The organism is Miltoncostaea oceani, assembly GCF_018141545.1.
GTDB lineage: Bacteria > Actinomycetota > Thermoleophilia > Miltoncostaeales > Miltoncostaeaceae > Miltoncostaea > Miltoncostaea oceani.
The window spans coordinates 959,837-972,416 of the sequence record NZ_CP064356.1; the positions used below are offsets into that span (position 1 = coordinate 959,837).

The following is a 12,580-nucleotide window of genomic DNA, read 5'->3' on the forward strand; positions in this document are numbered from 1 at the left end:
AGGTGCCCGGTCGCCCCGACTCGCGGATGCTCCCGGCGTGGACCCGCGCCGTCACCTCTGTCGCATCGGCTCGCAGTGACCACCCCTGAAGGGCCCGCGGTCAGCCCAGCCGGTCACGGGCCCCACCGTGACGGACGGTCCGGAGTCTCATCTGCGGTGGTCCCCTGCCGTCGCCCCGGGGCGTGGTGTGGGCGTGTCGTGAGGATGCCGGCCGTCCATCCGAGAAGCAGTAGCACCGCGCCGAACGCGAGGACGACGCCCGCGTTCCACCTCGTGCTCGGCGCCAGAGGCGCGAAGGCCACCGGGAAGAGTGACGCTCCTCCAAGCGCCGCGACCAGCCGGCGCGTTACGGGCGACGGACGGAGCACTAGGCAGGCTCCCGCTAGGCACGCTGCCATCGTTGCCAGGTAGACGCCGCTACTCCAGATGACTTCGCCCCGTGGGGTCGTCCCGTCGTGGCCACCGCACGTCCGTGTCGTGCAGGAGGCGAACGCCCCCACCATGACACCCGCCACGACGGCGAGGGCGGTGAGTGCCGCCGCCGGGGCCATCCGGGCGCCGTTCATTCGTCTCAGCCCGGGCGGCGGCTCGGGACGTCCACCTGACGGCCCCCTCCGCGCGCGACGACCCTGCCGAGGTCGGGTCCACCGGCGAAGACGGCGACGCCGCCACGGACCGTGACCGTCCGCCCACCGACGTCGAGGCGGGTCGCCCACCCGGGGACGAAGGCAAACCACCGGTAACGGTCACCCTCGATCCGGCGGGGCCGCAGGTGGGGGCGCCCCCCGAACCCACACTCGGAACGGATCCCGCCCCCGGGCTCGACGGCGATGAAGCACGCGTCGGTGCGGCGGAAGGGCGCCGAGAAGTACAGGAACCCCTCGTTCACCCACAGGAGACGCAGCGGATCGGACGCCGGGGTGGCGGTGCGGAGGAACGTCGAGCCGAGCGGCTCACCCAGGAACGAACGCACGCGGCGCTCCCGCGGGCCGTCGGGTGTCGGGGCGGGCTCTCGGACGACGACCTCGCCGTCGTCGGCGACGACGTCGGAGAGGCCGGCCGTCACCGAGTCGCGGCCGGGGCCGCAGCGAACGCGGTCCATACCGCGCCGACCCGAATCGATCGTGTCGTCCCCCGGTCCACCGTCGAGCAGGTTCGACCCGTCGCTCGCGTCGCTGATGAGGTCGCCGCCCGGGCCGCCGAAGAGCCGGTCGTAACCGGGGCCGCCGACGAGAGAGTCACGGCCCGCGCCGCCGATGATGAGATCGTCGCCGCGGCCGCCGCCGAGGATGTCCCCTTTCGCGGTCCCTGTGATGCGGTCATCTCGGGGGCTCCCCGAGGTGGCGGGTGGAACGGGCGCCGACAGGGCTGATCCACCCAAGACGGCGACTGAAAGGACGGCCGCCCAGAGTGCGACCAGCAGATTCGGCGGCGTGCTTCGCCGGTTCCGGCCGTGGTTGGTCACGATCCTCCTCGGTAGGCCGTGTGCAGCGCCTCGGTCGCGACACTAGATGCCGCGGGTGACGGGAAGGGAGTGAGAGGCCGTGGTTCCGGTGGCGGGGAGCACTCCGTTGGGGCTCGCCCGGCACCGGGGACGGTGGCCCGCAGCCGACGGTCCCAAGGGCCTCGGGGAAGAGCGCTGCGCCGGACCCGGCGCTGGCGCGCAGGAGCCCAGGGTGGCAAACCATTGATCTGCAGGTAAGAGATCCGCTCGCCCGAGATACACCGAAGCCCCGGGCTGCCTCTCATGAGGCTTGGGTCCTGGGTTCGAGTCCTACCGCGCCCATTCGTTCAGAACGTATGCGCGGTGGCAATGCGAGCGGTTCGCTCCGTAGGCCGGCTCAGCTTGCCGGGTGGGAACGAAGGGGGGAACACCGTCTTCGTGGCCGCCCCCTTGGTCCGGACGTCGGTGCCCGGCATCCATCGTCGCGGCGGTCGATGCGTCGTGACCTACCGACCCCACCGGGAAGTGACGCAAGCGGTCCGCGGCGACGATGGCCGAGGCCAGGGTCCCGGCGGGTCAGAGCGCGAAGCCAGGAGCTCGCTCCGTGCGGGAGGCCGCACGGTTCATGTGTCAAGGACGGAGGGGACTCGAGAGCACCGGGTACCGGTCAACGCGCCTGTGACGACGAGCCTCAGTCGAAGCGCACGGGCGCCTGAGGTGCGGTGTTCACGTGGAGCTCGAAGATGTCCGGTCGCGCATAGTGACCGACGACGTCGAGGTCGTAGCGAGCCGCCGGGATCGCCGCGAGGTCGAGGTCGGCGACGAGGACCGCCGGTGCGTCGAACACGGGGCCGGCGAGCAGTTCGCCCAGCGGACCGATGATGCAGCTCCCGCCTCGGATCATGATCGTCGTGGGATCGTCGCCCTGGACCGGGGCGTAGTCGTCCGGGTAGTCGCTGCGGTGGCAGAACTGGACCGCAGACAGCACGAAGCAGCGCCCCTCGACCGCGATGTGGCGCATCGTCGACGCCCACGTGTCGCGATCATCGATGGTGGGGGCACAGTAGATGTCGACCCCTTGGGCGAACATGGCCGCGCGAAGCAGCGGCATGTAGTTCTCCCAGCAGATCACCGTTCCGATGCGCCCGATCGGGCTCGAGACGACGCCGAGGGTCGATCCGTCGCCGAACCCCCAGATCAGGCGCTCGGACGCCGTCGGCATCAGCTTGCGCCGTCGGCCGAGCAGCGTCCCGTCCGACCCGAAGGTCAGGGCGGTGCAGTAGAGGGTCGAGCCGGCGCGCTCGACGACCCCGATGACGAGATGCAGGCCGTGGGCGGCGGCGATCTCCCCGAGGCCGTCGCACACCGGCCCGGGGACGTCGATGGCACCGCGCCAGTAGCGGGCGAAGAGCTTCCGCCCGCTCGGCTCGCGCACGCCCACCTTCGTGCCGAAGTCGACCCCCTTCGGGTACCCACCGATGAAGGCCTCCGGGAAGACCGCCAGCTGGGCCCCCCGTCCGGCGGCATCCGCTGCCAGGCGGCGCACGACCGCGAGCGTCGCCTCGCCGTCGAATGCGATCGGCGCGGCCTGGACGACCGCTGCCCGGACGGTCTCCGTCATGGCGCCAGCCTAGAGAACCGCGGGCGCGGTCGCTCGGGCCGCTGCGAGGCCCGTGAAGCGCCGCCCGGCGCCAGCCGGGACGGGCGAAGCGAGGAGACCGGCCCTTCCCATCTCAGTAGGGCGAGCGGGTTCGGATCGCGGAGCCGGGGGTGCTGAGCGGGCCCGTTGGCGCCCCCGGCGTGCGGCAGGATCCGTCGCCGGTGGCCGGCGAAGAACGAAAGCCGTGGCCGGCGCGCTCGACCTGCCAGGTCAGTCGCTTCCGCGTCTCGGTGGGCCCGTTGAAGCCCCGTTGGCGTGGTGGGCGAGAATCCCGGTGCGCCAGCGGGCGAGCGTGCGCCCGAGCGAGCGGACCTCGTCGACCGGGTCCAGGACGCAGCAGCTCGATCGCCTCGTCCACGAGGAGTCCCCCCGGACGGCCTCGGCCGTCCGGGCGCCCGCACCGCCGACCTCAGGGGCGGAAGCCGCCCCCGCGCATCGGAGCGGTCATCGGCGGCATGCCCGGCATCCCGCCCGGGGGGCCACCACGGCCGGGGGGCGCCGCGATCGGCGTCATGCCGCCCGGGCCGCTCCTGTCGAGCGTGATGGGGGTCATGAGTGGCGCCGAGAAGCTTCGCGCGGAGTCCTTGCCGCACTCCGGGCACTTGGCGTCCGTCGGTGCGGTTCCGATCGGGAAGGACAGCTCGAAGACGCCGTCCGTCTCACACTTGTAGTCGTAGGCAGCCATGGGCGACACCCTACCCTCCCGTCGCGTCCACCGCCGACGACCCGCCCCGCGCGCTCCGCGTCCACGGCGATCTCCGCCGACGACATCGCCGAGGTCATCGCGTTCGCCGTCCCCCGCCCGTCCCGCGTGTCGCCCGACGAGATCCTCCTGCGCCCCACGGCGCGGACCCTCCGAGGCGCCCGCCGGTCACGCCGGCACCCACCCCGGCCGATGCGCCGGACCCGCGACATATGCTCCGGCCATGGGCCTGCAGCGGATGGACAACGTCCTCATCGTCGTCGAGGACCTCGAGGCGGTGAAGGCGTTCTTCGCCGAACTCGGCATGGAGCTCGACAGCGAGACGACCGTCGAGGGGGACTGGGTCGGCGCCGTCATCGGCCTCGAGGGCGTCCGCGCCGACATCGCCGTCATGCGGACCCCCGACGGCCACGGCCGCGTCGAGCTGTCGCGGTTCCACACGCCGGCGGCGGTCCGGCCCCAGCCGACGCCGGCGCCGGCCAACACCCTCGGCATCCGCCGCGTCATGTTCGCCGTCGACGACATCGACGACGTCGTCGCCCGCCTCCGCGGCCACGGGGCCGAGCTCGTCGGCGAGATCGCGCGGTACGAGGACGTCTACCGGCTCTGCTACCTCCGCGGCCCCGAGGACATCGTCATCGGCCTCGCCGAGCGGATCGGCTGACCTCCGGCGGCCGGCGGGGGCACCCCGCGCGGCCGTGGAAAGCCGAACGCCCCGATGCGCCCCGCCCCGGATGCGGCGCCGCCACGCCGCAGGGGATGCTGCCACCGACCCGTGGACGTCCCGTGGGGGAGGACAGGTGAAGGCCCGCAAGCGACCGCTCATCGACGGCACCGTCCACCCCGGGTTCGAGCGCGTCCGGGACGCGTTCGTCGAGAATTTCGCCCTCCGCGGCGAGCTCGGGGCGGCCTGCTGCATCCACGTCCACGGCGAGCGGGTCGTCGACCTGTGGGGCGGGGTGCGCGACCGCCGCAGCGGGACGCCGTGGCGCCCCGACACCATGGCCGTCATCCACTCCACCACCAAGGGCCTCGCCGCGATGGTGATGGCGCTCGCCCACTCGCGGGGATGGCTCGACCACGACGAACGCGTCAGCGCCTACTGGCCGGAGTTCGCCGGCAACGGCAAGGAGGCCATCACCATCCGTCAGCTCCTCGCCCACCAGGCGGGGCTCCACGCGTTCGACGAGCCCGTCGACCGCGACGTCGTCGCCGACCTCGACCGCCTCGCCGGGGTGATGGAACGCCAGCGGCCGGCGTGGCCCCCCGGCGAGCGGCAGGCGTACCACGCGATCACCCTCGGCTTCTACGAGGGGGAGCTGATCCGTCGCGTCGACCCCGCCCACCGCACCCTCGGCCGGGTCTTCGCCGAGGACATCGCGGCGCCCCTCGGGCTCGACGCCCACATCCGCGTCCCCGACGCGATCCCCGACGCGCGCATCGCCCCGCTCGAGCCGCCCCGCCTCTGGCGGCGCCTCACCGGCATGCCGCCGCGCATCACGCTCGCCGCCCTCGACCCCCGATCCGCGCTCCACCGGGCGCTCGTCGCCAACCCCGGGACCGGCTTCTACCTCGACCCCGCCCGGGTCGTCGTCCGCGAGCTCGAGGTCCCCTCCGGCGGCGGCGTCGCGTCCGCCCGCGCCCTCGCCGCCGCGTACGGGGAGTTCGCGACCGGCGGCGCCGCCCTCGGGCTCACACCCGCCACCATCGCGGCGCTCACCGCGCCCGCGACCCCCGCCCGCCACGGCTTCCACGACGAGTGCTTCGGGGGGCCCGCCGCGTTCTCCCTCGGGTTCATGAAGCCGAGCGTCACCTTCCTCTTCGGTCACCCCGGGGCGTACGGGGCGCCCGGGGCGGGCGGCTCCATGGGCTACGCCGACCCCCGCGTCGGCGTCGGGTACGGCTACGTCACCAACCGCATGGGGACGTCCCTCCAGGGCGACCCGCGGGACCTCGCCCTCCGCGAGGCGCTCGACGGCGCGCTGCGCCGGAGGGTCGCCGCCGGGGCGCCGGCGCCGGCCGCCGCGGCTACCGCTTCCGCGCCCCCGACCGGGAGTGGTTCTCCGCGACGGCGGCCCGCACGAGCTCCGTGAAGGCGTCGGCGTCGACCTCGACGCCCTCGGGGATGTCGATCGCCCGGCGCGTGTTGCCCGTCAGGCTCGAGTTGAAGAGGCCCGCCGGGTCGGGGAGCGACGCGCCGCGGAAGAACGTCAGCTTCACGACCTGTTTGTACGACTCGCCCGTGCAGACGATGCCGTCGCACTCCCACACGGGGGTGCCCTTCCACTTCCACGACTCCACCATCGCCGGATCGGCAGCGAGGACCAGGGACCTCATGCGGGCGAGGGTCTCCCCGCGCCACCCCTCCAGCTCGCGGATCCGTCCGTCGATCAGCTCCGACGCCGCCGCCCCCGACGCCTGCCCGTCCGTGCCCACGACCCCGACCTCCCGCTCGTCACGCCCGACCCGTCGATCCTAGATCGGACGTGGCGGCGGCCGGTAGCGTCCCCGCGATGACGGAACCGGACGTCCACCACCTCGACGACGCCGGGGGGATCCCCAACTCCCGCCTCCCCGTCCTCCGCCACCGCGGCGTCGCGGCGGCACGGGACGCGGGGGAGTGCGTCGCGCTGTTCGCGTCCCACGGATGGCGGGGGGCGTGGGTGGACGGCGTCTACCCCTTCCACCACTTCCACTCCACCGCCCACGAGGTGCTCGGCGTCGTCGCCGGGACCGCGACGGTGATCCTCGGGGGACCCGACGGGATCCACCTCGACGTCGGGCGGGGCGACGTGCTCGTGCTGCCCGCGGGGACCGGGCACTGCAACGCCGGGGCCTCCGCCGACCTCGTCGTCGTCGGCGCCTACCCCGGCGGGATGGGGTGGGACCTCCGCCGCGGCGACCCCGCCGAACGCGACGAGGTGCTCGCCAACATCGCCGCCGTGCCCGTCCCCGACACCGACCCCGTTCACGGTGCCGGCGGGCCTCTCCCCCGCCTCTGGCGGGGCGACTGAGGGGCCGCGCGGCGGGTCAGCGGATGCGGGTGCGCGCCACCGCGACGAGCGTGCCGCCGACCGTCAACTCCGCCCGGTACCGCCCCGTGCCGAGGGGGCTGCCGACCCGGCCGAGGAAGCTCGCCACCGACCGGCCGCGCACCTTGATCGCCTTCGCCACCCGGTTCCCCGACTGGTACCACGACACGACGATCGGCTGACCCCGGCGCGGCAGCGTCGCGAAGCGGAAGCTCGCGAAGATCAGGGACGGCCCCCGCGGCACCGCCACCCGCTGCCGCCCGCCCGGGGTCGTGCTCATCACCGCCCGCAGCACCACGCCCTCCCGCGGCGCCACGAGCGTCGCGAGCCGCTCGCGGGTGGCGAGGCGGGGCGCCGCCGGGCCGACGTCCCGCACGCGGACCAGGTAGCGGCCCGGCAGCAGGCGCGGCGGCAGGGGCACCCGTGCGGTGAACGCGCCCGCCTTCGTCACCGTCACGCTCCGCGACAGCAGGGCGCCGCCCGCGCCGTTCGCGCGCAGCACCTCGGCCTGCAGGCGCGCCGCGCGCTCGGCGCGCCCCTGGATGGTCAGCACCCCGCTCAGCCGGCTGACCCGCCACCTCGGGGCGAACCGCGCCGCCGTCAGGGTGAGGCCACCGGGGGGCGGGGCCGCCGCCGGCGTCGCGGGGGGCGGTGGGGCGGGGACGGGCGGCGGATCGCCCTGCACCCGCGCGACGAGCATCCGGGCGACCCCGAGGGTCAGGCCCGACACCACGATGCCCCCGTCGGGCTGCAGCGCCACGCCGGTCGCCTGCTCCGCGCCGCCGAAGTCGATCGACGCGCGGCCGTCGCCCCCGCCGAACGACCCGTCCGGCGTGCCGTCGCCGTTCAGCCGGGCGACGACGATGTCGTCGTCCGCCGACGTCGACCCCGCGACGACGATGCGGCCGTTCTGCTGCACCGCCACTCCGTCACCCGACTCGTCGCCGCCCGCGTCGATGCGCGTCGTCCCGTCCCCCGCGAAGCCCGGATCGAACGACCCGTCGGCCCGCAGGCGGGCGACGACCATGTCCCCCGGGTCGACGGTCCCCGCCACCACCACCTTGCCGTCGGGTTGCAGCGCCACCGCCGACGCGAACGCCGCGCCCCCGGCGTCGATCTCCTTGCGGCCGTCGAAGTCGAACGACGTGTCGATGGCGCCGTCCTCCCGGAGGCGCGCGACGACCATGTCGTCACCGCTCGACGTCGAGCCGGCGACGAGGATCCTGCCGTCGGGCTGCAGGGCGAGGGCCTCCGGCCGGTCCGTCCCGCCGAACCCGATGACGGCGGTCCCGTCGCCGTCGAAGCCGGGGTCGGGCGCCCCGCCCGGCAGGAGGCGGATGACGACGACGTCGGCGTTGCCCGCGGGCGACTGGACGGCGATGACGATCTTCCCGTCCGGCTGGACGAGGACGGCGCGGGCCTCGTCGGCGCCGCCCGCGTCGAGGGAGCGACGGCCGTCGCCGTCGAAGGAGGCGTCCGGCGTCCCTCCGGCGGTGAGCGCCGCGACCGCGGTGTCGTCGACGCCGCCCGACTGCGTGACGCCCGCGAGGGCGACGCCGCCGCCCGGCCGCAGCCCCACCCCGAACGCGAGCTCGTTGCCGCCGAGGTCGACGACGGCCTTCCCGTCGCCGTCGAAGGCGGGGTCGCCGGCGCCGTTGCCGAGGAGCCGCGCCACCGTGAAGTCGCCGCCGCTCCCGCCGCTGCCGGCGAGCACGATGCGGCCGTCGGGCTGCACCGCGACGTCCCAGGCGGCGTCGTTGCCGCTCCCGTCGAAGTCGATCAGCAGGCGGCCGTCGCCGTCGAACGACGGGTCGAGGTCACCCGGCGCCGCGAGGGCCGGGGCCGCCGTCAGGGCGAGGGCGACGGCGGCCACCGCCGCGTTCCGCGCCACCCGCCCGCCTGTCCGTTGAACCGCCATGGTCGCCGCCACGCCGCTTGGCCGGGTCCCCCTCCGAGCACGGATCATCTGCCCGGTCCCCGGCGCGACGCAAGCCCCCGGGCGGCCCGGGGCGCCGATCGGCGCACCGTCCTCGAAGTGGACGAAGGCCTACGACGAACCGGTCATCGGCCCGAACGGCCTGAACCTGCACGGCGGCCATGACGCGGGCCGGGTGAGGCCTCGTCGTCGGCCTCGACGCCCGCACCGGCGCGACGAAGTGGACGCTCAACACCCTCGTGACCGCGGCGAGCTACCCGGCCGAGCCCGGCCAGGTGCCGCAGATCGTCGCGTACCGCCTGAAGGACTCGGCGGGGTCAGGCGTGCCGTCCGGGCGGGATCGCCGCCCGGACGGCACGGCACCGCCACGAACCGGCGCGTCGGGCGGCATCATTGCGGCGATGCCCGACGACCTCGTGGTGCGGCCCATGCGACGGGACGAGCTCGACGTCCTCGTCGACTGGGCCGCCGCGGAGGGCTGGAACCCGGGCCTGAACGACGCCGGCGTCTTCTGGGCGACCGACCCCGACGGGTTCATCGCGGCGGAGGCCGCCGGGGAGCTCGTCGGCGGCGGCTCCACCGTGTCCTACGACGGGCGCTTCGGCTTCATGGGCTTCTTCATCGTGGCCCCCCACGCCCGGGGGCGGGGTCTCGGCGGGCGCCTCTGGCGGCACCGCCGCGACGCGCTGCGCGCCCGCCTCGCGCCGGGCGCGCCGATCGGCATGGACGGCGTGGTCCCGATGCAGGCCTTCTACGCGCGCGGCGGCTTCGCGTCGGCCGGGCGCGACCTGCGCTTCGCCGGGACGGGGGCGCCGGGTCCCACGCCGCCGGGCCTGGTCGACGCGCGCGAGGTCCCGTTCGACGTGCTCGCGGCATACGACGCCGTCCGCTTCCCGGCGCCGCGCGCCGCGTTCCTGGAGCGGTGGATCCACCAACCCGGCGCCCGCGCGCTCGCCGCGCCCGGACGCGCCGGGCTGCGGGGCTACGGCGTCGCGCGCCCCTGCCGCACCGGCGTCAAGATCGGTCCGCTGTTCGCCGGCCACGTCGACGTCGCCGACGCCCTCCTGCGCGGCCTCGCGGCACACGCCCCGGGGGAACCGGTGTTCCTCGACGTCCCGGAGGCGAACCCGGTGGCCGTCGACCTCGCCCGCCGGCACGGGATGCGCGAGGTCTTCGAGTGCGCGCGGATGTACCTCGGCCCGCCACCACCGCTCCCCGTCACCGAGATCTACGGCGTGACGACCCTCGAGCTCGGCTGAACCGGGCTCACCCCCGCGGCGCGGCGACCTCGCCGGGGGGGATCCACCGCAGGCGGTCGACCGCCAGCTCGGGCACGAGGTGGTCGTCGTCCCCGGTGGAGCGCCCGGGGAAGTCGAACACGGCGACCATCATCTGCATCGGGTAGTCCGGGGGGCGCGGGCAGCGCCGCACCTCCGCGCCGTCGACGGAGAACACGGCCTCCTCCGCCGTCCACCGGACGGCGTAGTCGTGCGGCGCGGCGACGTCGATCGGCAGGGGGACGGCGGCGAAGTCGTCGGTGACGCGGGGGTCGCGGAACGGGTGCAGGCCCATCCCCACCGCCGCGGAGCGGCCCGCCTCGACGGCGTCGCCGAACACCTCGAACACGCAGATCTCGGCGCTGCGCTCCGGGCGGTCCTCGAACCCCACCATCCACCAGGCGGCCATCGACCGGGGGGAGACCGTCATGCGCGCCCGCATCGACAGCTCGCCGAAGCGGGGGAGGAACCCCTCGAAGCGGGGCTGCTCCTCGCGCACCACCGACCCCCCGGGCAGCGGCTGCTGGCCGACGCCGCCGCCGACCGGTCCGGAGTGGTTGCCGGACTGGACACCCGAGACGCGCAGCGGCGGGTCCTGCTCACCCGGCATCCAGAGCCCCTGGCCGGGCGGGATCCACAGCCGCAGGCACGAGTCGGCGACCGCGTACGTCGCGGCGGTCGCGGCGCGGGAGCTCCACGCCGGGAGGTAGTGCGGCAGCCACACCGACGTGTCGAGCCCGGGCCCGTCGAACTCCTCGAGGAACACGCCGCGATCCTGCCGGACCGTGCCGTCGCCCGCCCCGCGGTGGCTCGGATGGCGCCCGAGGGGGGATCCTTCGTCCGGGGAGGGCGGGACCGCCCTCCGGACGACGAGGGGACGACCATGGGCGGCACACCGTTGAGGACCACCGCGCTCGGCGGCACCGGGATGGAGATCACGCGCGTCGGCGTCGGGGCGTGGGCGATCGGCGGCGGCGGCTGGGACTGGGGGTGGGGCGGCCAGGACGACGACGACTCGATCGCCGCGATCCACCGCGCCCTCGACCTCGGCGTCAACTGGATCGACACCGCCGCCCAGTACGGGTTCGGCCACTCCGAGGAGGTCGTCGGCCGGGCCATCGCCGGCCGCCCCGACCGCCCGTGGGTGTTCACCAAGTGCGGGCAGCCGGAGGGTCCGGGGCGCACCACCACGCACAGCCTTCGCCGCGACTCGATCCGCCGGGAGCTGGAGGGGAGCCTCACCCGCCTCGGGGTGGACGCGATCGACCTCTACCAGATCCACTTCCCCATCCCCGACGAGGACCTCGAGGAGGGCTGGGCGACGCTCGCCGAGGTCCGCGACGAGGGCCTCGTGCGGCACATCGGCCTCTCGAACGTCGACGTCTCCCAGATCCGCCGGGCCCAGGGGATCGCGCCCGTCGAGACGCTGCAGCCGCAGTACTCGCTGATCGCCCGCGACGTGGAGGACGGGGTCCTCCCCGCCGCGGCGGCCGACGGCATCGGCGTGATCGTCTACTCGCCGATGGGGTCCGGGATGCTCAGCGGCGGCATGACGCGCGAGCGGATCGCGGGCCTGCCGGACGACGACTGGCGACGCGGCGACGCCCGCTTCCGCGAGCCCCGGCTGTCGGAGCACCTCGCGCTGGTGGACCGCCTCGCGACGGTGGCCGCCCGCCACGACGTGACGCCGGGGGCGGTCGCCGTCGCCTGGACCCTCCGCAACCCCGCGGTCGACGGCGCGATCACCGGCTTCCGGCGCCCCGCGCAGGTCGACCCGATCGTCGCCGCGGCGGGCCTCGACCTGACCGACGAGGACCTCGCGACGATCGCGGGCACGCGCTGACGCGCCGGCGGGCGGCCCCCACCGACCGCTTCGACGGCTGGATCGCCGGCGTCGGCGCGGAGTCCGGCCTCCGCGTCGTCGTCGGCCACTGGCGCCGGTCGCCGCTCGGGGCGTTCACCGACGTGATGGTCGAGCGGCCCGACGGCCACCGCGTCCTCCTGGCCCCGACGCCCGCCGTCGCCGACTACGTCGCCGCGACGTACCGCTTCGACGAGGTGCGCGTCACCCCGGTCGAGGTCACCGTCGACGGCGTCCGGTGGCGGGTCGACGCCGGGCCGCTCGCCCTGCGGTTCGGGGTGGGGCGCCGGCCGGTGCTCGGCGTCGCGCTGCGGGCCGTCCCCCGCGCGCTCGCGACCCGCGTCGGGTGGATCCGCGCCGCCGACGTCGTCGCCCGCCGCGTCCTGCCCGGGGTGCGCACCCACGGGTCCGCCCACGGCGGCCGCCGCGAGTACTACGCCGCGCTCGACCTGCACCGCATCGTCGCGGCGGTCGTGACGTGGGATGGCGCCGACCAGGGCGCCCTCGCCCGGCTCGACCCGCCGGTGCGGTTCGGGTTCGGCTCCGCCCCGCCCGACCCCGCGCTCGTCCGGATGGTCACCCTCGTGCGGCACCCCGACGCGACCTCGGTCACGCCATCCGCCGCGACGGGCTGATCCGGCGGCCGCCGACCCGCACCGGGTTGCCG

General features: G+C 75.3%; 12 protein-coding genes. 6 read left to right on the top strand and 6 right to left on the bottom strand.

Features of this window, described 5'->3' with window-relative positions; genetic code table 11:
• Positions 1–571 precede the first annotated feature (571 nt).
• From IU369_RS04865 to IU369_RS04875, 3 genes are all read right to left on the bottom strand, one after another.
• On the bottom strand, positions 572–1,381 hold the full coding sequence (locus IU369_RS04865) for a calcium-binding protein (RefSeq protein ID WP_217923445.1): 810 nt from the start codon (positions 1,379–1,381) through the stop codon (positions 572–574).
• 754 nt (positions 1,382–2,135) lie between these two features.
• Positions 2,136–3,065: a carbon-nitrogen hydrolase family protein gene (locus tag IU369_RS04870; RefSeq protein WP_217923446.1), complete on the bottom strand. Its 930-nt coding sequence runs from the start codon at positions 3,063–3,065 to the stop codon at positions 2,136–2,138.
• A gap of 448 nt (positions 3,066–3,513) precedes the next feature.
• Positions 3,514–3,789: an FmdB family zinc ribbon protein gene (locus tag IU369_RS04875; RefSeq protein ID WP_217923447.1), complete on the bottom strand. Its 276-nt coding sequence runs from the start codon at positions 3,787–3,789 to the stop codon at positions 3,514–3,516.
• 241 nt (positions 3,790–4,030) lie between these two features.
• Between IU369_RS04875 and IU369_RS04880 the strand changes: the two genes are divergently transcribed.
• Together IU369_RS04880 and IU369_RS04885 are read left to right on the top strand one after the other, a co-directional pair.
• Entirely contained in the window at positions 4,031–4,471 is a 441-nt protein-coding gene (locus IU369_RS04880) for a VOC family protein (RefSeq protein ID WP_217923448.1), read from the top strand.
• Between the two features lie 136 nt (positions 4,472–4,607).
• Positions 4,608–5,900 (top strand): serine hydrolase domain-containing protein, encoded by a 1,293-nt coding sequence (locus IU369_RS04885; protein WP_217923449.1) that lies wholly within the window; start codon positions 4,608–4,610, stop codon positions 5,898–5,900.
• Here the strand turns inward: IU369_RS04885 and IU369_RS04890 are convergent.
• Complete coding sequence (locus tag IU369_RS04890) at positions 5,836–6,243, bottom strand: DUF1801 domain-containing protein (protein ID WP_217923450.1); 408 nt, start codon at positions 6,241–6,243, stop codon at positions 5,836–5,838. The two genes, IU369_RS04885 and IU369_RS04890, sit on opposite strands and share 65 nt — an antisense overlap.
• Before the next feature lie 77 nt (positions 6,244–6,320).
• On the opposite strand from IU369_RS04890, the gene IU369_RS04895 reads away from it, so the two are divergent.
• Complete coding sequence (locus IU369_RS04895; protein WP_217923451.1) at positions 6,321–6,821, top strand: cupin domain-containing protein; 501 nt, start codon at positions 6,321–6,323, stop codon at positions 6,819–6,821.
• A 16-nt stretch (positions 6,822–6,837) separates the two neighbouring features.
• Here the strand turns inward: IU369_RS04895 and IU369_RS04900 are convergent, their stop codons facing one another.
• Positions 6,838–8,730, bottom strand: coding sequence for an NHL repeat-containing protein (locus IU369_RS04900; RefSeq protein ID WP_217923452.1), 1,893 nt, complete (start codon positions 8,728–8,730; stop codon positions 6,838–6,840).
• Positions 8,731–9,176: 446 nt separating this feature from the next.
• On the opposite strand from IU369_RS04900, the gene IU369_RS04905 reads away from it, so the two are divergent.
• On the top strand, positions 9,177–10,034 hold the full coding sequence (locus IU369_RS04905) for a GNAT family N-acetyltransferase (protein ID WP_217923453.1): 858 nt from the start codon (positions 9,177–9,179) through the stop codon (positions 10,032–10,034).
• Between the two features lie 7 nt (positions 10,035–10,041).
• Here the strand turns inward: IU369_RS04905 and IU369_RS04910 are convergent, their stop codons facing one another.
• The gene (locus IU369_RS04910) at positions 10,042–10,818 is read right to left on the bottom strand and encodes a glycoside hydrolase family 16 protein (RefSeq protein WP_217923454.1); all 777 of its coding nucleotides are present in this window, start codon (positions 10,816–10,818) and stop codon (positions 10,042–10,044) included.
• Between the two features lie 117 nt (positions 10,819–10,935).
• Between IU369_RS04910 and IU369_RS04915 the strand changes: the two genes are divergently transcribed.
• Together IU369_RS04915 and IU369_RS04920 are read left to right on the top strand one after the other, a co-directional pair.
• A complete protein-coding gene (locus tag IU369_RS04915) occupies positions 10,936–11,895 on the top strand; it encodes an aldo/keto reductase (protein ID WP_217923455.1) in 960 nt (319 codons plus the stop codon).
• Positions 11,892–12,548, top strand: coding sequence for a hypothetical protein (locus tag IU369_RS04920; protein ID WP_425516813.1), 657 nt, complete (start codon positions 11,892–11,894; stop codon positions 12,546–12,548). Before IU369_RS04915 ends, IU369_RS04920 begins: the two co-directional genes overlap by 4 nt.
• The last annotated feature ends 32 nt before the right edge of the window (positions 12,549–12,580 follow it).